We start from the raw sequence: 21,733 nt of genomic DNA on the forward strand, positions 1-21,733 counted from the left end.
TAATCTTGGGGGTGGACATATGAGCAAAATGCGTATATATGAATATGCAAAACAAAATAAAACGACGAGTAAAGAAGTCATTCAACATTTAAAAGATTTAAACATTGATGTAAAAAATCACATGTCGACGGTTTCAATCGAAACCATTGTGAAATTGGATGAAAAGTTCGCACCAAAACAACAATCCAATAAAAGTACAAATTCCAATCATAATCAGCAACAACATCAGAATAGACCCAATCAAGCGAAGAACGGTTCAAACCGGGGAAAGAATGGAAAACCGAACAGAAAGCGAAATGATCAGAACGGGCGCCGCAACCCACAACAGCAAAATAAGAATAAAAAGCATCAAAACGGCAATAAACGTCATCATAACAAATCCGCGTCCAAGCCGCAGCAACAGAAGCCGGTTAAAGAAACGCCGTCCAAAATTACTTATAGCGATACATTAACGGTAAGTGATTTAGCTGGGAAGTTAAACAAGGGCACTTCAGAGATCATTAAAAAACTGATGTCTCTGGGCGTAATGGCCAACAAAAATCAGGATCTTGATGATGACACGGTTGAACTACTGTGCGACGAATTCGGTGTGGAGGTTGAAAAAGAAATCATTTTGGAAGACACCGATTTTGATAAGTACCTTAAGGAAGATAATCCGGCTGACCTGGTCGAACGCCCGGCTGTTGTCACGATTATGGGCCACGTCGACCATGGTAAAACGACACTGTTGGATGCCATCCGTCACACAAAAGTAACGGAAGGTGAAGCAGGCGGCATTACCCAGCATATTGGTGCCTATCAGGTTGAAAATGACGGCAAAAAACTAACATTTCTTGACACTCCTGGTCATGCTGCGTTTACTAGCATGCGGTCTCGCGGTGCACAAGTTACCGACATTGCTGTTTTAGTCGTTGCTGCAGATGATGGTGTTATGCCGCAGACTGTTGAAGCCATTAATCACGCAAAAGCAGCTGACGTACCGATCATCGTTGCTGTTAACAAAATGGATAAAGAAGGGGCCAACCCTGATCGTGTCATGCAGGAACTGACGGAATATGAACTGGTTCCTGAAGACTGGGGAGGAAAAACGATCTTTGTTAACATGTCCGCCTTCAAACTGGAAGGGATCGATAGCCTTCTGGAAATGCTTCAGCTTGTTTCGGAAATAGAAGAACTGAAAGCAAATCCAAAAGCAGCTGCGTTCGGCACTGTTATCGAAGCCCAGCTTGATAAAGGCAAAGGACCTGTCGCAACCTTGCTTCTCCAGAACGGTACATTGCATGTCAGTGATTCCGTCGTTGTCGGCAATACGTTCGGACGTGTTCGTGCAATGGTCAATGATGAGGGAAGACGCGTTCAAGCAGCAGGCCCATCCACACCTGTGGAAATAACCGGACTAAACAGTGTACCGCAAGCCGGTGATCAATTTCTTGTATTTTCGGATGAGAAAAAAGCGCGTCAGGTCGGTGAAGCGCGTGAAGAGAAGCATATTCGGGAAAATCGGTCCGAATCATCTAAGGTAAGCATTGATGATTTATTCGAACAGATTAAACAAGGCGAAATGAAAGAAATTAACGTTGTCATTAAAGCAGATGTTCAAGGATCCGCTGAAGCATTGGCATCATCACTTGAAAAAATTGATGTGGAAGGTGTCAACATCAAGATCATTCATACTGGTGTTGGTGCCATTAAGGAATCAGACATCATTTTGGCCTCAGCATCGAATGCCATTGTGATCGGATTTAATGTACGGCCGGATACCAATGCGAAAAAAGCCGCAGAATCCGAGAAAGTCGATGTACGGTTACATCGTGTTATTTATAAAGTGATTGAAGAAATCGAGTCTGCCATGAAAGGAATGCTTGATCCGGTATATCAAGAAAAAGTCATCGGGCAGGCGGAAGTCCGTGAAACGTTCAAAGTATCTAAAATCGGGACTATTGCCGGCAGCTATGTAACCGACGGTAAAATCACCCGTGATTCAGGCGTACGTCTGATCCGTGATGGCGTGGTTCAATTTGAAGGCGAAATTGACACACTGAAACGCTTTAAAGACGATGTCAAAGAAGTCGCGAAAAATTACGAGTGCGGGGTAACGATTAAAAACTTTAACGACATTAAAGAAGGCGACATACTCGAAGCATTCGTTATGGAAGAAATTGAACGGACATGATCGTTTATGCTGAAGTGGAATGCATGCTGTATGAAGGTCAATCTCTAAAACAAAAGCGCTCCATCATGAAACGAATCATCGCTAAATTGCGGAATGAATTAAATGTGGCCGTTACAGAGCTGGACTATCATGATTTATGGCAACGAATGAAGCTTGGCATTGTCACACTGTCGAATGAAAAAATACATGCTGAGCAGGTAATTCAGGCGGCATTAAAAACCGTTGACACATTTACAGAACTTGAACGTACGACAACGAATGTTGAATTCCTATAGCATGGGGGAAGACCATCCATAAGAGGTGATTCAAAATGAGTGATATCCGTGCAAATCGAGTAGCAGAACAGATAAAAAAAGAACTGGGCGAACTGATAGGTCAAAAAATTAAAGATCCGCGCATCGGATTTGTCACAGTTACCGATGTGGAAGTTACCGGGGATCTGCAGCAGGCCAAAATATTTATTTCCGTTCTTGGCAGTGAAGATGAAAAACATGAAACACTTGTTGGTCTTGCTAAAGCAAAAGGGTTTATCCGCTCGGAAATCGGCAAACGTATACGGCTGAGGAAGACACCGGAGATAACATTTGAATTCGATGAAGCATACGAATACGGCAATCGCATTGAGAAAATACTGCGCGATTTAAACCAATGAGCGACAAGATACCTCCGTTAATCTGACTTATTAACGGGCAAATTTTCCCTGATAGTGTCGGAAATGAGTTTTGATCCTGATTCCACAAATAAACAAAGGCTTTCACTGGGATGTCTGGTTAAGCCTTTGTTTTCAGCATGTTTAGAGAGATTATTGGAGCTGATAGTATGAATGGCATTTTACCCTTATGGAAACCAAAAGGAATAACGTCACATGATTGTGTCCTGAAAACACGTAAATTATTACACTTAAAAAAAATCGGACATACTGGGACGCTTGATCCGGACGTTGAAGGGGTTCTGCCTCTCTGTATTGGCCAGGCAACAAAAATCGTACCTTTTCTGACAGACACAAAAAAAACATACATAACAGAAGTGAAGCTTGGGATATCAACAGAAACTGAAGACAGCCAAGGGGAAGTGGTCGAAACGAAACATGTCATCCATCCCCCGTCTCAACAAAAAATTGAAAACGTGTTACAATTGTTCCAGGGAGAGATCATGCAAGTGCCCCCAATGTACTCTGCTGTGAAGGTCAACGGGAAAAAATTGTACGAATATGCTAGGATGAATGAGCATGTTGAGCGCCCGAGACGCACGGTTTTTATCTATCAGCTTGAGCAATTGAAGAAGAATTGTCATCATGACCGTTTTTGGCTGAAAGTGGTATGTTCAAAAGGTACATATATACGCACGCTATGTGTCAATATCGGCAATTTGCTTGGGTATCCTGCACATATGTCTGACTTGTATAGAATGGAAACAGGTGCCATCAGTCAAGAAGATACAAGTACATTTAGCGAGATTGAACAGGCAGTTAAGGAAGAAAGACAGAATGAATTACTGTTGCCAATCGGGAACTGTCTGAGACATATGCCATCTATTGATGTGGATAAAGACACACGAAAACGAGTTCTGTATGGACAAAAACTGCCAAAGCCCCATCACACGCCTGAAACAGAACCTTTTTTGGTCAGGTTTGATAAACAAGTCATAGCAGTCTATAAGACACATCCGGATAATGACACTATCATGAAGCCGGTACGCGTGTTTAATCATGAATAAAAAAAGTGCAGGTGACGTCATTTGCGGACAATCAAATTAGCTTATCCTCATACACTAATATTGGATGAACTACCCGAAACAGCTGCTGCCATCGGGTTTTTTGATGGGATTCATAAGGGCCATCAAAAGGTGATTAGAACAGCAGTAAATGAGGCGAAGTCCAGAAATATGGAAAGTGCTGTGATTACGTTTCATCCGCATCCATCAGTTGTATTGAAGAAAGACATCCAGCATGTCCAATACATTACACCGCTCAGGGAAAAGCAGGAAATACTGCAGCAACTTGGTGTTGATCGGCTCTATATCATTACATTTAATAAGGAATTATCGTCACTTGAGCCGCAGACATTCATCGACCATTTCATTATCAACTTAAATATTAAATTCCTTGTCGCCGGATTTGATTATACGTATGGCCATAAGGGCAAAGGGAATATGCAGGTGATTCATGAACATTCAAGAAGATTATTTGATGTAACCGTGATTGATAAAGTTCAATCAGGAGATCTGAAAATAAGTTCTACGAGGATAAGAGAACTGCTGAAGTCCGGCCAAATCGGAGAAGCCAATGAACTGCTGGGCAGGCCGCTGGTGATCCGGGGTATTGTCAAAGAAGGCGATAAACGCGGAAGGGAAATCGGGTACCCGACAGCTAATTTAGAAATCGACTCTGACGCATTGTTGCCAAAAATAGGGGTCTATGCTGTCAAAGTACGCTTTAAAAATGAAGTATACGAAGGAATGGCCAGCTTAGGTTATAATCCAACGTTTACACTGGATCGGGACGAGCCCATCATTGAGGTTAATATATTTGATTACAATAATGATTTGTATGGTGAAGAACTTGTCCTGGAATGGCATCAATATATGCGCGAGGAAATCAAATTTAACAGTGCCGAAAAACTTATCGAACAAATTGAAAAAGACGAGGAGCAGATTCGCAACTATTTCGGTTCTGTATGTAACGGACACTAAAGTTTCCGTGAATATTTGATTCGGTTCGGTCCTGCACGATGCAGGTCTTGAGGGACGTTGAGGCTTGCCGTGGCGTTTATAGTCTTTGTTCCACTATGTGGCAAAAACATCCATGAGTGAAGTTTCGCTCTATCTCACATCATAAAATGTATGCTTTCTCTTGCATTTTATTAAAAAAAGATGTAATCTTGAGTACGTAAACCATCGCTTGGCAAATCGTAACTCCGACGATTGCTGGGGGATCGGGGATATTAATCAATTAATGGAGGTGAGCCGAATGGCTATCACAAAGGAACGCAAGAATGAGATTATCAGTGAATATAAGGTACATGATAATGATACTGGATCCCCGGAAGTACAGATTGCTGTATTGACCGAGGATATTACAAAACTAAACGAGCATCTGCGCGTTCACACGAAAGATCATCATTCACGCCGCGGCCTTTTGAAAATGGTAGGTAAGCGCCGTAACCTGCTGAACTACCTGCGAAAGAACGATGTTACACGCTATCGTGACTTAATTAAAAAACTAGGCCTACGCAGGTAAGGATAAAAAAGCAGGAGAAATCCTGCTTTTTTCTTCTTCCTGCATACATAAAATTTACATTTACGCTTATTAACTATAAAATGAAAGCAGTAAGTGTTTCAGAAAGGAGTTTTATGACGAATGACAGAAGAGAAAAAAACGTTCTCCACGGAAATAGCAGGAAGCACATTCACTGTAGAAACCGGAGAACTGGCGAAACAGGCAAACGGTGCATGTATGATCCGCTATGGCGATACATCCGTATTGTCAGTGGCAACGGCATCTGATAAACCAAAAGACCTGCCCTTTTTCCCGTTAACGGTAAATTATGAGGAGCGGTTATATGCGGTAGGGAAAATTCCGGGAGGATTTATTAAACGGGAAGGACGTCCAAGTGAAAAAGCGACGTTAACATCCCGGTTGATTGACCGTCCGATCCGACCGCTTTTTCCTGATGGGTATCGCAATGAAGTGCAAGTTATCAGTACGGTCATGAGTGTTGATCAGGACTGCTCAACCGAAATTGCGGCGATGATTGGTTCATCGATCGCACTTTCTATTTCCGATATTCCGTTTTCAGAGCCGATAGCAGGTGTACATGTTGGACGCGTTGATGGTGAATTTGTTATTAACCCGACGGTCAAACAGGAAGAGAAAAGTGATATCGATTTGACCGTTGCCGGAACAAAAAGTGCGATAAATATGGTGGAAGCAGGAGCAGAAGAAGTTCCTGAAGACATCATGCTTGAAGCCATTATGTTCGGACATCAGGAAATCATTCGCCTGATTGAATTTCAGGAGACAATCATTGAAGCAGTTGGAATGCAGAAACTGGAATTCAATGCTGACTCAGCAGCTGACACGCTGGTTGCCAAACTTGAGGAACAGGCCAGAGGCAGATTGCTTGAAGCGATCCGGACAGACGGCAAAAAAGCCCGGGAAGAAGCGATAAGTCAGGTCAAAGAAGATGTTCTCGCCTCTTTTGAAGAGGAAGAAGAGGAGGTTGTGAATCAGGCTAAATCCATGTTGGACGGCATGGTCAAGGAAGAAGTCCGCCGCCTGATCACAAAAGAAAAAATCCGTCCTGACGGGCGCAAGGTTGACGAGATCCGGCCGTTATCATCAAAAGTTGGTATCTTACCCAGGACACATGGCTCCGGTCTTTTTACGCGTGGACAAACTCAGGCATTAAGTGTTTGCACACTTGGCGCATTAGGGGATGTTCAAATATTGGACGGGCTGGATTTGGAAGAGTCGAAGCGGTTCATGCACCATTACAATTTTCCACAATACAGTGTTGGTGAAACGGGCCCGATCAGGGGACCGGGACGCAGAGAGATTGGTCATGGGGCGTTGGGAGAACGTGCTCTTGAAAAAGTCGTCCCGTCGGAAAAGGACTTTCCATATACCATCAGACTTGTATCCGAGGTATTGGAATCGAACGGTTCAACGTCTCAAGCAAGTATCTGCGGCAGCACACTGGCCATGATGGATGCGGGAGTGCCGATTAAAGCCCCGGTTGCAGGTATTGCAATGGGACTTGTTAAATCGGGTGATGACTACACGATTTTAACAGATATACAAGGCATGGAAGATGCCCTTGGTGACATGGATTTTAAAGTAGCCGGAACCGAACAGGGTGTAACCGCGCTGCAAATGGACATTAAGATCGCCGGACTATCCAAAGAAATTTTGGAAGAGGCATTGTCACAAGCCAGGAAAGGCCGGATGCAGATTCTGGAATCAATGCTGGCTACAATAAATGAACCACGAACAGAATTATCGCAGTATGCGCCCAAAATTATGACGATGAACATTAATCCGGATAAAATCCGCGATGTTATCGGGCCAAGCGGGAAGCAAATTAATAAGATCATTGAGGAGACCGGGGTTAAAATTGATATTGAACAGGATGGCAGTGTCTTTATTTCCTCTCCAGACGCGGATATGAATCAGCAAGCAAAACAAATCATTGAAGATCTTGTGCGTGAAGTACAAGCTGGTGAGATGTATCTGGGAACCGTGAAGCGGATTGAAAAATTCGGTGCATTTGTTGAATTGTTTAAAGGAAAAGACGGTTTGGTTCATATATCTGAGTTACAGGAAGAACGCACGAAAAAAGTGGAGGATGCTGTTTCCATTGGTGATCAGATTATGGTGAAAGTGAAAGAAATTGATAACCAAGGGCGTGTCAATCTTTCACGCAAAGCTGTCTTAAAAGAAGAACGGGAAAAACACGAAAAATCACAATCACAATCATAGTCGTTGTAATAAGAAGCTGGAGAACCAGTTTCTTTTTTATTGTTTCAGACAGTATAGGTTATGGCTGCCCCACAAGAAATAAGGCTCTTTCACCGGAGAATGAGTGATGTGGGTTTTTCTAAAAAGATAAGGTGTAAAATTTCTGGCTATATGAAGCTCTTTATCAGCAATAGCTATGTCCAGGTCCAGCGCCTGCCCCCTCGAGGTCTTAAGCAAGCATTTTACGTAGCAAAGCCTGCCACTACAAATGCTTGCTTAAGCTTTTTAGGGGTAAACAAGGCACTCTGCGCTATTCTAATGTCTGGTGACAGCCTCTTTTCATAACCTGTCCATTCCCCTCATATGGATTAGTGAGGGGGGTTATGGAGATGCATCATCGCTTTCGATTGTTTGTACATATAGGGGTATTTGTTCTGCTTGTCGCAATTTCGTTTGATTTTACGTATAAGCCGTTTGAAATGAATGAATCCGCAACATTTTCCAGTGTGGTCAGCGATGTCACGAAGGATCCGCTGTATGAAGAGATACAGAGGAAAAGTGCGGAATACGAGGAAGCACCTGAAAACGCTGTTATTGATAAAGTCTGGAAAAAGATACCCGGCCGTAATGGTGTGAAGGTGAATATTGATAAATCATATGAAAAAATGAAAAAGCATGAAACATTTGACGAGTCGCTGCTTGTGTTTGAACAAATTCCTCCCGAAAAAACCGTGGATGATTTACCCGCTGCCCCAATTTACCGTGGGCACCCGGATAAAGATATGGTTTCATTCCTAATTAATGTATCATGGGGAACAGAACACATCCCAGCCATCCTGAATATTTTAAAGGAACACCATGTAAAAGCCACTTTTTTTGTTGAAGGAAAATGGGCCATGAAAAATACGGATACCGTTAAAATGATTCATGATCAAGGCCATGTAATTGGAAATCATGCCTATGATCACCCGGTTATGTCACGCCTGTCCAAACAGGATACACTCGAACAAATAAGCCGGACCAATGAAATACTTGAAGCTATTACGAGTGAAACGCCTCGTTGGTTTGCTCCGCCAAGCGGTGATTTTAATGATCAAGTAGTCGAAGCAGCAGCTGATCAGGATATGCAAACGATTCTCTGGAGTGTCGATACCATTGATTGGAAGAATCCATCTGTTTCTGTTATGATGAATCGGGTGAACAGCAATATTCATCCCGGTGCCATGTTGTTAATGCATCCAACTTCTCCAATAGTAGAGGGACTGGATTCACTGATTAAAAATATAAAAGAAAAAGGATATGAAATCGGAACTGTCAATTCGTTATTAAGTTCTGAAAGATGACGAAAAGTGCGTGTTCAAATAGGAGGATGAAAAGGACCGGCAGGCTAAATGCTTGCGGCAATGACGGACGCCTGCATTAGTATGTCTCCTCGCACGTCGTGGTGTCTTCTGTACCCGCCATAGCCTGGAGAGTATAGTAGAAGAGCTCCTATCGATGCGTCATTTCACTGGACTATTTGAACAACCTCTAAAAACGTAGATAAGGATTTAGGAGGAAATACATTGGTAGAAAAGCATACGAGTGAAAACGGACTGCGGATCGTTTCAGAAAGTATACCAGCTGTCCGGTCTGTCACAATCGGTATATGGGTGAAGACTGGCTCACGCAATGAGACCGAAGAAATAAATGGTATTTCACATTTTTTGGAGCATATGTTTTTTAAGGGGACCAACACCAGATCTCCTCAGGATATTGCTGAAGCATTTGATGCAATTGGTGGGCAGGTCAATGCGTTTACGTCAAAAGAGTATACATGTTTTTATGCAAAAGTAATGGATACACATAAAGAAGAAGCATTGGAGATACTGGCTGACATGTTTTTCAATTCTTCTTTTGATGAGGAAGAAATGGAACGTGAGAAAAAAGTCGTTTTAGAGGAAATTAAAATGTATGAAGATACCCCGGACGATATTGTCCATGATATTCTGGCGCGCGCATCGTTCGGTGACCATCCATTGGGTTACCCAATACTGGGAACCGAAAAACAATTGAAGTCATTTACCCCGGATACATTAAGGAATTATATCAATGAGCATTATACACCTGAAAATGTGGTTGTTTCGGTTGCCGGCAATGTGGATGACTCCTTTATGCAGACAGTAGAAAGCTATTTTAACGGGTTTCAAACAAACGCCGGGTATGTAGAAGTTGAGAAGCCGGCATTTTTAGGCAATCAAATTGAGCGTCATAAGGACACAGAGCAGGCGCATTTATGCCTGGGTTATAAAGGTTTGCCGGTAGACGATGAAAACATGTACAGTCTGATTATTTTAAACAACGTCTTGGGCGGCAGTATGAGTTCACGGCTTTTTCAAGAAGTCCGGGAAAAACAGGGGCTGGCATACGCTGTTTTCTCATATCATGCATCATTTTTGGATAACGGCTTATTAACGATCTATGCCGGTACCGGAAAAGAACAGCTGCCGCAACTAAAAGATATCATTAGCAGAACGGTTGAAGATGTCATCCAAAATGGGCTAACGGATAAAGAATTGAGAAACAGCAAGGAACAATTGAAAGGGAATCTGATGCTGAGCCTGGAAAGTACCAGCAGCCGGATGAGCCGCAATGGAAGAAATGAATTACTGTTAAACAAACATCGTTCGATGGATGACATGATTACAGAGATTGATGCGGTTGACCATGAAAAAATGCAGCATGTCATTGACTCTGCATTTCAGTATGCACCATCAAGTGCTCTCATTGCACCGGAGACGAGTTCTCAAGCATAGTTTCGAACCCCTGATCATATATATGTGTAAAACGGGTTATCTTGGGGGCGTTTTTGTTGCGTTATAAGGACATTAGTTCCAAGGAGATCGTTGATGTCAATCAGGGAGCGCGACTTGGTGTGCTGGGTCAGACAGATCTTGAAATCGATGAAAAAACCGGACAAATTGAATCTTTTATTATACCGAATTATAAATGGTTCGGTCTGAAGAAAGAAGGTGCCGAAACGAAAATTAGATGGCGATCGATCCGGAAAATCGGCGAAGATATGATCATGATTGAACCACATGATTACACGTAATAAATTGGATAGAAGAGCTTTTAAACGAAGGCTGGTGTCATATTTTTATGATGCCGGTCTTTTTTTGTTTTGATAATCACTAACTTGTAATAAACACATAAACTATTTTGAACACCTATTCAGAAGAAGGAGTACGGAGGGATTTTTTCAGTCATGACGCAACAAATTGCTGTAATAGGCGGTGATGCACGCTACCTGGAATTGATACGCCAGCTGCAGGCATTGCCTGACACCACGATTTCATTAGTAGGTTTTGACAAACTGGAGCAAGGATTTACCGGATTAAACCAAACCGACTTTGCCGATTTGGAACAGAGGAAGATGGATGCGATTATTTTACCTATCACAGGGACAGATTCCGAAGGCTATGTGGAAACCGTATTTTCAGATCAGACCATTCAACTGACAAGCGAATGGTTTGATGGATTAAATGATACAGCGGTTGTTTTTACCGGCATTTCGAATCAGTATCTGGATGCTGTGAGTGAAGCGTCAAATGTAGAACTCATTCTGTTATTAAGCCGGGATGATGTGGCGATTTATAATTCGATTCCGACAGCTGAGGGAATGATTATGATGGCCATCGAACATACGGATTATACGATTCATTCGTCCCGGGTGATGGTTGTGGGATTTGGCCGGGTCGGCAATACAGTGGCCAATAAATTTGCAGCACTTGGGGCGAAGGTTTCCGTTTGTGCCAAAAGTATTATGGATTTGGCCAGGATTACCGAACTGGGACATACCGCTATTCCGTTTGATCAATTGCATAACTATACAAGTGAATGCGATTTATTAATTAATACAGTCCCGGCACAGGTTGTTACGAAGGATGCTATTCAACATCTCCCGCCACATGGGATTATTTTTGATCTCGCCTCTAACCCTGGCGGTACTGATTTTGATTATGCCAAGCAGCGAGGTATTAAAGCGATTTTGGCTAAAAGCCTGCCAGGTATTGTCGCTCCGAAAACCTCCGGAAAAATCCTGGCCGATGTGATTAAACAATTGTTGCTTGAACGAGAGGAGAAGATAAGATGACATTAGAAGGAAAACGGATCGGATTTGGCGTAACCGGTTCACACTGCACATATGAGAAAACTTTTCCACAGCTGGAGAAACTGATGGAGGCCGGAGCAGATGTTATACCAGTTGTGTCCTATACGGTGCAGAATACGGATACCAAATTCGGGAAGGCGGATGACCATGTCGCTAGAATTGAGTCCATTACCGGAAAACGTGCGATTAAGACCATCCCTGAGGCAGAACCGCTGGGGCCCGCACTACCGTTGGATTGCATGGTTGTTGCACCGTTAACCGGGAACTCCATGAGCAAGCTCGCCAATGCGTTGACAGATACTCCCGTTTTGATGGCTGTGAAGGCAACAATACGAAATCAAAGCCCGATTGTACTGGGCATATCGACGAATGATGCGCTAGGCTTAAACGGTGTTAACCTGATGCGGCTGATGACAAGTAAATTCTTTTACTTTATACCTTATGGGCAGGATGACCCGTATAAAAAACCCAATTCACTCGTTTCCAATATGGATTTACTCTCTGATACCATTGAGTCGGCATTAAACGATCAACAACTTCAGCCCGTGATTATTCCTCATAAAGATGATAATATGATAGAATAAGTGAAAATAATCTTTTAGCGAGGTGTCATACGGAATGGCAGAAAATAATCCAGTTAATGTTGCAGTAGTTGGTGCTACCGGAGCCGTCGGAGAAAAAATCATCAAGCTGCTGGAAAATAAGGACTTTCCGGTGAAGGAACTGAAATTGCTGTCCTCACAACGGTCAGCGGGCAAAAAGGTTTTTTTTAATAATCAGGAATTGACGGTAGAAGAAGCTAAACCGGAAAGTTTCGATCATATAGATGTTGCTCTGTTCTCGGCTGGTGGATCTGTTTCTAAAAAGTTAGCTCCGGAAGCAGTGAAACGCGGTGCGGTTGTTGTTGATAATACGAGTGCATACAGAATGGCTGAAGATGTACCATTGGTTGTGCCTGAAGTAAACGAATCAGACATTCAATCACATAACGGTATTATTGCAAATCCAAACTGTTCCACAATTCAAATGGTAGCGGCTTTGAAACCTATTCAGGAAGCATTTGGATTGAGCCGTGTTATTGTATCCACCTATCAGGCGGTATCCGGTGCAGGAAACCAGGCAAACGAGGAATTGAGCAACCAGACAAAGCAATATTTGAACAATGAAGAGATGACCTCAGAGCTGCTGCCTGTCAAAGGGGATGAAAAACATTACCCGATTGCCTTTAACGCACTTCCGCAAATCGATGTGTTTCAGGATAATGGCTATACATTTGAGGAAATGAAAATGATTAATGAATCTAAAAAAATCCTTCACGCCCAGGATTTAGCTATCGCAGCAACTTGCGTCAGGCTGCCGTTTTTCACGTCGCATGCAGAAAGTGTTTATGTCGATGTTGAACAGGACGGTTTAACAGTGGAGGATATATGGGATGTATTAAAAGGAGCTGAGGGTGTCACGCTTCAAGACGACCCGGGTACGCAAACATACCCGACGCCGCTGAGTGCATCCAATCAGGAAGATGTGTTTGTCGGGCGTGTCCGTCAAGACCTCGATCATGATAAAGGCTTCCATTTGTGGGTTGTGTCTGATAATCTGATCAAGGGTGCTGCATGGAATACCATTCAAATTGCAGAACGTTTAATTACCAATAAATGGCTTTAGATAGAGGTGGTACAATGCAGCTATTAGTCCAAAAATTTGGTGGAACTTCTGTTCAGACAGAAGAAAACCGCTCTCATGTTATCCGACACATTAAAAATGCCCTCATGAACAATTATAAGATAGTCGTCGTTGTATCTGCTTTAGGACGAAAACCTGCACCCTATGCAACTGATTCGTTGCTGGATTTGGTTGATTTTCCGAAAAATTATAATTCCAACCGTGAACTGGATATACTCATGTCGTGTGGTGAGACAATCGCATCGGTTGTTTTATCAAATGAGCTGCAAAAAAGTCATATCAATGCCACTGCTCTGACAGGGGCACAGGCAGGCTTCATTACAAATGATGATTTCAACCAGGCGAAAATCAAAGAAGTCAAGCCGGACCGTGTGCTTCAAGAATTCGAGGATCATGACGTCGTAGTTGTGGCTGGTTTTCAGGGGCAAACAACTGAGGGTGAAATGACAACGATTGGGAGAGGTGGCAGTGACACAACTGCTGCTGCCATAGGAGCTGCTGTAAACGCGGAACGGATCGAAGTTTTCACCGATGTTAACGGCATTATGACCGCTGATCCGAGCATGGTTTCATCAGCAAGGCCGCTGGATATTGTTACCTATACGGAAATATGCAACCTTGCTTATCAAGGCGCCAAGGTTATCCATCCAAGGGCTGTGGAAATTGCGATGCAAGCAAAAATACCCATGCGTGTGCGGTCAACGTATGTTGAGGATGAAGGAACGCTGATTACCGCATCCAGGGTTCAAGAGAAGGGTACAGATATTCCGGATCGCCTGATTACCGGCATTGCCCATATGGCTTCCATAACACAAATTAGTGTCCAGACGAAAGAGGAAACACACCGGCTGCAGTCGGAAGTTTTTAAAGCCATGGCTGAAGCGGGCATTTCCGTGGACTTTATTAACATTTCCCCAACTGGAGTCCTTTACACTGTTCCGGATACGCATGCGGAAAAAGCTGTACACATTTTAAAAACGCTGGGCTTTTACCCGGAAATCACCGAAAACTGTGCCAAAGTTTCTGCGGTTGGTGCAGGGATGACCGGTGTCCCGGGTGTCGCATCAAAAATCGTCCAATCGCTGACAAATGCCGGGGTTCAAATATTACAATCAGCAGACAGCCATACAACCATTTGGGTGCTTATTCACGAGAAAGATTTAAAACCGGCAGTCAATGCCTTACATGATGTTTTTACCTTAAATACTGCGGATAAAAACCCTGTATAGCACTTGTGCAAAGAGACGATCATGACTGGTTTTGCTTATTGTGTATGATTAATTAGATAAAGAAGGTGTTTATCATGGACTTTGGTAAAGTATTAACAGCGATGGTGACGCCATTTGATGCGAATGGACAGATTGATTTTGCCCAAACAACGGAACTGATTGAATATTTGCTGGACAATGGAAGTGAAGGGTTGGTTGTCGGCGGGACGACAGGTGAGTCACCGACACTTTCGAATGATGAAAAGATAGCTCTTTTCAGGCATACGGTAAAAATCGCCAATAATCGGGTGCCAGTAATTGCGGGCACAGGGAGCAACCATACAGAAGCATCCATTACATTGACAAAAGCAGCAGAAGAAGCCGGTGCAGATGGTGTTATGCTCGTGGTCCCTTATTACAATAAACCAAACGAGGAGGGACTTTATCAGCATTTCACGGCAATTGCTAAAGAGACAACACTTCCGGTGATGCTCTACAATATCCCTGGACGCTCTGTGGTCAAAATGAATGCAGACACCATTGTTCGGTTAAGCGAAATCAATAATATCGTGGCTGTAAAAGAGGCAAGCGGGGACCTTGATCAGGTTTCGGAAATTATTGAACAGACATCAGATGATTTTCTTGTTTATAGTGGTGAGGACAGCATTACTCTGCCAATGCTTTCCCTTGGGTCTGATGGCGTTGTATCGGTGGCATCCCACGTGGCGGGAAATGAGATTCAGGATATGGTTCGTGCCTATCAGTCAGGTGATGTGACCACAGCAGCTTCCATGCACCGCAGACTGCTGCCGATCATGAAGGGTTTATTCGCGCAGCCCTCTCCCGTACCGGTTAAAACAGCACTGAACATGAAAGGAATTGATGTCGGCAGCGTTCGTCTGCCATTGGTTCCTCTGACGGATCCCGAAAAAGAAGCATTAAAAAATTTAATGCAATGTTAAGAATATCGGCATTTTTTACTGCCGATATTTTTATGGATTCATTTGCATGGTTCATCCCCATAACGTTCATACTAAATGACAGGTGTCATTCCAAATGGAAAAGTATGAAAAAAAGGAGTGTCCATAAATGGAAAAGGATCCATCAAAGAAAGAGGATAAAAATCAGGAGGAGCAGGCCAACAATTCATCCCTGGTTCAAAAAATTCAGCAATTAGGTCAAAGCAATGTTCCGACAGCCCCTGATTCCAATACTCACGTGCTGTCGATTATCGGACAAGTTGAAGGACATGTGCAGCTGCCGGCACAAAACAAAACAACCAAATACGAACACTTGTTACCACAGCTTATAGCGGTTGAACAAAACCCTAAAATAGAAGGGCTGATTATCCTATTGAACACAGTCGGAGGGGACGTGGAAGCGGGACTTGCTTTATCTGAGATGATCGCCTCCATTTCCAAACCGACTGTTTCGATTGTTTTAGGGGGCGGACATTCGATTGGTGTACCAATCGCTGTTTCCGCGGATCATTCCTTTATAGCCCCAACGGCGACCATGACCATCCATCCAATTCGATTAAATGGTTTAGTCATCGGCGTCCCGCAAACATTTGAATATATGGATAAGATGCAAGACAGAGTGATCGATTTTGTTGTCCAACACTCAGACATTGAAGAAGAAAAGTTTAAAGAGTTAATGTTTGCAAAAGGAAACCTGACTAGAGATATTGGAACGAACGTGATCGGAACGGACGCAGTTGAGTACGGATTAATCGACGGGGTAGGCGGTGTCAGCCATGCCATGCTTAAGTTAAATGAAATGATTGGAGATCATCAGGGACCGGAAGAACAGGTGATTCAGTAATGTTATACACCCCGTTATCGATAACAGACATTTTCCCATCCTCAGAACAAGAATTTCAGAAACGGCAGTGTGTTTCCTATAATGGAAGACAGTTATATGTTGAAGAAATGGAGGATGGCCAATTTCAGGTGTTACAATTGCTTTCCACTGACCCGCAGGATTTTATGAATGCTGACTTTATGCCGGGGACAATTTTGCGTTAATCAGCGCTAAACGTTGAAAACTGTGCTATAATGGAACTAATTGTATAGAAAAAATTGGCTTTCAGTAAGGCTATTTTTTGTAGTGGGAGACTTCGTTTTTCTTATCATCTGGAATCAGTTTTTCTGTGACGGTACAAGCACCCTTGCCTGCTGTTTGGCAGGGGTTTGCTGTTACAGGGGAACGACAACATTTTAAAAACATCATGTCTATGGCAAGTGAGGTGATTCGTGTGGCAAAGAAAAAAAGAAGGAAAAAGAAAAATCAATTAAATAAGCAAGTGAAATATGAATTGCTGGGACTATTATTTATATTTCTGGCCATTTTTGGCAGTGGTGCCAGTGCTATTAGTGATGGGGCAATTCCTGGTGGTCTTGAACATATTTTCAGGTTTTTTCTTGGGATCTGGTATTTTATCGCTTCATTATTTTTACTTGTGACCGGGATCGTTTTAATGGTAAAACGTCGGTTCCCCTACTTTTTCAGTAAAAAATTAATAGGTTTTTATATCATATTTGGAGGCGTCTTATTACTGACGCACATTCAAACATATGAAAGATTGCTTGTTTCCTCAGAAGAAACGTCGATTCTCCAGGCAACATGGAATCAGTTCTTTGCTTTTGTAGAAGGCAGTGCTGATTCTTTACAGACAGGCGGCGGAATGCTGGGAGCTATTCTGTTTACATTTTGTTATTTTTTATTTTCTTCCGTTGGCGCCAAAATCGTGGCTGTTTTTTCAATTTTAATCGGTATTATGTTTATGACTGAGTTTTCATTGGGTGAATTCTTTTCTAAGTGGAGTAAACGCCTGACAGAGATGGTCAAATCGATTAAAGAACGCATGACGGCAGCCCGCGAAAAACGTCTGGAGTCCACTCAGAGTGATGGTTATGAAATGCAGCCGGAACCCGATCATGAACCAGCGCAAGATAAGGAGCCTGTTATTCAGGATTTTACGGATGTGGCTTATTCTTTCGACACGCGTGAACCGGAACATCATACGGATGCTGTACAGGAAACAGCTAATACGGATGATACGGCCAATACAGAAATACAAGTGCAAGACGATAGTCCACTGCCGATGACTGAAGCTGAAAATCATGAATATGAATTGCCATCATTAAACTTGCTTGCTGAACCAACGCATAGCTCACAACAGCAGGAAAAGTCACAAATTCAGGCGACAGTCAGAAAACTGGAACGAACATTTAACAGTTTCGGGGTTAAAGCTAGAGTAACTAAAGTACATGTCGGCCCTGCCGTTACGAAATATGAAGTATATCCTGAAGCCGGTGTAAAAGTCAGCAAAATTGTTAATTTACATGACGATCTGGCACTTGCCTTAGCAGCAAAAGATATTCGCATTGAGGCGCCGATACCCGGTAAATCCGCTGTAGGTATTGAAGTGCCTAACCAGGAAATAGCGATGGTCTCACTAAGAGAAGTACTGGATAATACATTCTCAAAACAATCTTCCAAACTATTATTTGCACTCGGTCGAGATATTTCCGGGGATGCTATCGTCTCCGAACTGAGTAAAATGCCACATATGCTGATTGCCGGCGCAACTGGAAGCGGGAAAAGTGTTTGTGTGAATGGAATCATTACAACGATTCTGATGCGTGCCAAACCACATGAAGTTAAAATGATGATGATTGATCCGAAAAAAGTTGAATTGAATGTGTATAATGGCATACCACATTTATTGACGCCGGTTGTCACCGACCCGAAAAAGGCTTCAAGAGCATTGAAAAAGGTCGTAGCTGAAATGGAACGACGATATGATTTGTTTTCTGAAACAGGAACCCGTAACATCGAAGGTTACAACGAGTACATTCACAGGTATAACCAGACAGCGTCGGAGGAAGAAAAGCAGCCAAACTTGCCGTATATTGTTGTATTGGTGGACGAGCTAGCTGATTTGATGATGGTTGCTTCCAATGATGTTGAAGATGCTATTACAAGACTAGCCCAAATGGCACGGGCTGCCGGGATTCATTTGATACTTGCAACACAGCGTCCGTCTGTTGATGTCATTACAGGTGTCATTAAAGCAAATATCCCATCCCGTATAGCATTCAGTGTCTCATCTGCTACGGATTCACGGACTATTTTGGACTCCGGTGGTGCTGAGAAATTGTTGGGCCGCGGTGATATGTTGTTTATGCCTGTGGGGTCCTCTAAACCTACCAGAGTTCAGGGTGCATTTTTATCTGATGAAGAAGTGGAGCGGATTGTTGACCATTGCATTGATCAGCAAAAAGCTTCGTATCAGGAAGAAATGATTCCCGAAGAAACAAGTGAAGTGACCTCAGATGTTGATGATGAATTATACGATGATGCTGTGCAAATGATAACAGAAATGCAAAGTGCCAGCGTATCCATGCTGCAGCGGCGTTTTCGGATTGGCTACACAAGGGCAGCGCGCTTAATCGATGCCATGGAGGACCGCGGTATTGTCGGACCTTATGAGGGAAGTAAACCCCGAACAGTCCTTGTATCTCAGTCCAGTGATGAAAAAACCTCATAATTCACCAATTGAACGGACATGATCCATAAAGGCTGTCCGTTTTCAATGAATCTTTGGTCCTGCCAGTTGTGGTGGGATCAAATAAATTTTGAGAAACTTTGCCTATAACTATTTATTTATTCTGTAGAACGTGTTATATTTATGTCGAACTATAGATTAGTCATACGTCAGATGTCAGATCTCTGATAGATTGATATATATCTGAGAAACGTGAATTAAGGGGGAGGGACATCGTGTCGCTTAAGATCGATTCGCGTCATTTATACTTACAAGTTATTGATCAAATCAAACGTGATATTGAAAGCGGTAAATATAAAACAAAACAAAAACTCCCATCAGAATTTCAGCTTTCCAGGGATCTGGGAGTCTCCCGTGCGACACTGCGTGAAGCATTAAGGATTCTTGAAGAGGAAAATATTGTAACGCGCCGGCATGGTGTCGGTACATTCGTCAATCCCAAGCCTATTTTTTCGTCGGGGATTGAACAACTGAACAGTGTTACGAATATGATTGAGCAGTCCGGGAAGATGCCTGGATCTCAATTCCTGTCCACAGAAATCCAGGAACCTACAGAAGACGAGCAATTGAAATTTTCACCAAAGAAAATGAATACATTAGCAAAAATCGAACGTGTCCGGACTGCAGATAATGTACCTGTCGTGTTTTGTATTGATAAACTGCCAGTGGGTTTAATACCATTGGATTGTGTACACAAAGCTGATTCATTATTTAAATTAATGGAAGAGTTTTCCGGGAAACATATAGCTTATGCCGTTACATACATTGAGCCTGTCAGCTACCACGATCGAATCTATGACATTTTAAAATGTGATCCAGAGCAATCATTGTTGTTATTGAAACAAATGCACTATACCGATGAAGATGAGCCGGTGTTGTATTCTGCAAACTTCTTCCGTTCAGATTTATTCAGTTTCCACGTTTTAAGGAAACGTGTGTAAGGGATTTCATTTAAGAGCAGGTGTAAAAAGATTGGTGAAAATGACACGTCGGAATAGTACTTCTGCTAAACCCCTTCACGTTAAACGCCGGCGAGGAATTCAACGTGTATAAGTCGATGCACGGGAACTCGCACTTCCTTGAACGTTGACGCGATGGACGTGTTAATGGAGAGGCCCGTAATTGTCACACGGGGACTTCGCCTGGCGGTCTTTTCTCCTCTTTTTTGAACACGTACTTTAAGGAGGTGATCGTGAAATAAAGTCAGTCAATATCTAAGTATGTTAATTTGCCATCCATCTTTTTTAAAACCAGGGGGTATTAAGTGTGAAAAACCGGAAATTTGTTTTATTATTTGCTTTGTTGCTGAGTCTTGGAATGCTACTGGCAGCCTGTGGTGGCGGTGACTCTGGAGAAGGAAGCACTGATTCTGAAGCCGCCTCAGACAATGAAGGCAATGAATCGGGTGAAGAAGCATCAACCGACTTTTCGGCCGGAATGGTAACGGACGTTGGCGGTGTTGATGACAAGTCGTTTAACCAGTCTGCATGGGAAGGACTCAAGGCGTGGGGAGAAGAGCACAGTCTGGAAAAGGGAAAAGGGTTTGATTATGCTCAATCAAACAGCGACTCAGACTATTTGCCAAATTTGAATACACTTGTCCGTGAAGAATATAATTTGGTGTTTGGGATCGGGTACAAATTGGAAGATGCCATTAAAGATGTCGCAGAGCAATATCCTGACACAAACTTTGCGATTGTTGACTCTGTTGTTGAAGGCGATAATATCGCAAGTATTACGTTCGCCGACCATGAAGGTTCATTCCTTGCCGGTGTGGCAGCTGCGAAGAAAACAAAAACAAATAAAGTTGGCTTTGTAGGTGGTACGGATTCCGACCTGATTAATAAATTCGAATCCGGCTTCAGAGCGGGTGTGAAAACGGTGAATCCTGATATTGAAATTGATGTTCAATATGCGGGCGCTTTCGATGCTCCGGATGATGGAAAGTTGATTGCAAGCAACATGTATTCCAATGAAATCGATGTTATTTACCACTCGTCTGGTGCGACAGGCAATGGGGTATTTGCACAGGCAAAAGACATTAAAAACAATGAGCCTGACCGTGAAATCTGGGTGATCGGGGTTGACCGTGATCAATACGCAGAAGGTGAGATCGGTGATCATAACGTCACATTAACATCAATGATTAAACGTGTGGACAATTCCGTGCAGGAAGTAAGCAATCAAGCCATGAATGGTGATTTCCCCGGCGGTGAGGCATTGGAATTTGGGGTTGAAGACGAAGGCGTCGGACTTGCTGACACTAATGAAGAGGCCTACACGGAGGAAATCTCCGGGGCCGTTGATGAGTGGAAACAGAAAATCATTGACGGTGAAGTAGAAGTACCACAAACACATGATGAATTGGATGACTATCTAGATTCACTTTAAAATGATTGATAGAAAAAGGCTGGTCCAGGCCAGTCTTTTTCTTCTGAATTGAACAGCCCAAAAAGTAAAAATTTTCAAATGAAGTGTTACCTCC

Annotated in this window: 20 protein-coding genes; all 20 read left to right on the forward strand. The window is 42.9% G+C overall.

All coding sequences use genetic code 11. The annotated features are described in order from the left end of the window. The first annotated feature begins 19 nt into the window (after positions 1-19). Complete coding sequence (gene infB / locus E4U82_RS01940; RefSeq protein ID WP_135108342.1) at positions 20-2,173, forward strand: translation initiation factor IF-2; 2,154 nt, start codon at positions 20-22, stop codon at positions 2,171-2,173. Then, positions 2,170-2,448 (forward strand): DUF503 domain-containing protein, encoded by a 279-nt coding sequence (locus tag E4U82_RS01945; RefSeq protein ID WP_135108343.1) that lies wholly within the window; start codon positions 2,170-2,172, stop codon positions 2,446-2,448. The genes infB and E4U82_RS01945 overlap by 4 nt, the downstream gene beginning before the upstream one ends. 35 nt (positions 2,449-2,483) lie before the next feature. Then, positions 2,484-2,825, forward strand: coding sequence for a 30S ribosome-binding factor RbfA (gene rbfA, locus E4U82_RS01950; RefSeq protein WP_135108344.1), 342 nt, complete (start codon positions 2,484-2,486; stop codon positions 2,823-2,825). Positions 2,826-2,992: 167 nt separating this feature from the next. Beyond that, positions 2,993-3,889 (forward strand): tRNA pseudouridine(55) synthase TruB, encoded by an 897-nt coding sequence (gene truB, locus E4U82_RS01955; RefSeq protein ID WP_135108345.1) that lies wholly within the window; start codon positions 2,993-2,995, stop codon positions 3,887-3,889. A 21-nt stretch (positions 3,890-3,910) separates the two neighbouring features. Beyond that, positions 3,911-4,864 carry a riboflavin biosynthesis protein RibF gene (gene ribF / locus E4U82_RS01960; protein WP_135108346.1) on the forward strand — a complete coding sequence of 318 codons (954 nt, stop codon included), beginning with the start codon at positions 3,911-3,913 and terminating at the stop codon, positions 4,862-4,864. Between the two features lie 277 nt (positions 4,865-5,141). Further along, positions 5,142-5,411 (forward strand): 30S ribosomal protein S15, encoded by a 270-nt coding sequence (gene rpsO, locus E4U82_RS01965; RefSeq protein WP_135108347.1) that lies wholly within the window; start codon positions 5,142-5,144, stop codon positions 5,409-5,411. 120 nt (positions 5,412-5,531) lie between these two features. Further along, entirely contained in the window at positions 5,532-7,652 is a 2,121-nt protein-coding gene (pnp, locus tag E4U82_RS01970) for a polyribonucleotide nucleotidyltransferase (protein ID WP_135108348.1), read from the forward strand. Between the two features lie 368 nt (positions 7,653-8,020). Next, positions 8,021-8,974 (forward strand): polysaccharide deacetylase family protein, encoded by a 954-nt coding sequence (locus tag E4U82_RS01975; RefSeq protein ID WP_135108349.1) that lies wholly within the window; start codon positions 8,021-8,023, stop codon positions 8,972-8,974. A gap of 222 nt (positions 8,975-9,196) precedes the next feature. Next, positions 9,197-10,426 (forward strand): M16 family metallopeptidase, encoded by a 1,230-nt coding sequence (locus E4U82_RS01980; RefSeq protein WP_135108350.1) that lies wholly within the window; start codon positions 9,197-9,199, stop codon positions 10,424-10,426. Positions 10,427-10,482: 56 nt separating this feature from the next. Next, the gene (locus tag E4U82_RS01985) at positions 10,483-10,725 is read left to right on the forward strand and encodes a YlmC/YmxH family sporulation protein (RefSeq protein ID WP_209300522.1); all 243 of its coding nucleotides are present in this window, start codon (positions 10,483-10,485) and stop codon (positions 10,723-10,725) included. Between the two features lie 153 nt (positions 10,726-10,878). Beyond that, entirely contained in the window at positions 10,879-11,766 is an 888-nt protein-coding gene (gene dpaA / locus E4U82_RS01990) for a dipicolinic acid synthetase subunit A (protein ID WP_135108352.1), read from the forward strand. Further along, positions 11,763-12,368: a dipicolinate synthase subunit B gene (dpaB, locus tag E4U82_RS01995; protein ID WP_135108353.1), complete on the forward strand. Its 606-nt coding sequence runs from the start codon at positions 11,763-11,765 to the stop codon at positions 12,366-12,368. Before dpaA ends, dpaB begins: the two co-directional genes overlap by 4 nt. 34 nt (positions 12,369-12,402) lie before the next feature. Further along, a complete protein-coding gene (gene asd / locus E4U82_RS02000; protein WP_135108354.1) occupies positions 12,403-13,449 on the forward strand; it encodes an aspartate-semialdehyde dehydrogenase in 1,047 nt (348 codons plus the stop codon). A 14-nt stretch (positions 13,450-13,463) separates the two neighbouring features. Continuing rightward, positions 13,464-14,696 (forward strand): aspartate kinase, encoded by a 1,233-nt coding sequence (dapG, locus tag E4U82_RS02005; RefSeq protein ID WP_135108355.1) that lies wholly within the window; start codon positions 13,464-13,466, stop codon positions 14,694-14,696. A 71-nt stretch (positions 14,697-14,767) separates the two neighbouring features. Further along, a complete protein-coding gene (gene dapA, locus E4U82_RS02010; RefSeq protein ID WP_135108434.1) occupies positions 14,768-15,637 on the forward strand; it encodes a 4-hydroxy-tetrahydrodipicolinate synthase in 870 nt (289 codons plus the stop codon). Positions 15,638-15,764: 127 nt separating this feature from the next. Further along, a complete protein-coding gene (locus E4U82_RS02015; protein WP_135108356.1) occupies positions 15,765-16,499 on the forward strand; it encodes a ClpP family protease in 735 nt (244 codons plus the stop codon). Next, positions 16,499-16,702 (forward strand): YlzJ-like family protein, encoded by a 204-nt coding sequence (locus tag E4U82_RS02020; protein ID WP_135108357.1) that lies wholly within the window; start codon positions 16,499-16,501, stop codon positions 16,700-16,702. Before E4U82_RS02015 ends, E4U82_RS02020 begins: the two co-directional genes overlap by 1 nt. Before the next feature lie 230 nt (positions 16,703-16,932). Continuing rightward, positions 16,933-19,230, forward strand: a complete 2,298-nt coding sequence (locus tag E4U82_RS02025) for an FtsK/SpoIIIE family DNA translocase (protein ID WP_135108435.1) — start codon at positions 16,933-16,935, stop codon at positions 19,228-19,230. Between the two features lie 233 nt (positions 19,231-19,463). Beyond that, positions 19,464-20,189 (forward strand): GntR family transcriptional regulator, encoded by a 726-nt coding sequence (locus E4U82_RS02030; protein WP_135108358.1) that lies wholly within the window; start codon positions 19,464-19,466, stop codon positions 20,187-20,189. A 325-nt stretch (positions 20,190-20,514) separates the two neighbouring features. Continuing rightward, positions 20,515-21,639: a BMP family lipoprotein gene (locus tag E4U82_RS02035; RefSeq protein WP_135108359.1), complete on the forward strand. Its 1,125-nt coding sequence runs from the start codon at positions 20,515-20,517 to the stop codon at positions 21,637-21,639. Positions 21,640-21,733 lie beyond the last annotated feature (94 nt).

The organism is Lentibacillus salicampi, assembly GCF_004565465.1.
Classification (GTDB): Bacteria; Bacillota; Bacilli; order Bacillales; family Amphibacillaceae; genus Lentibacillus; species Lentibacillus salicampi.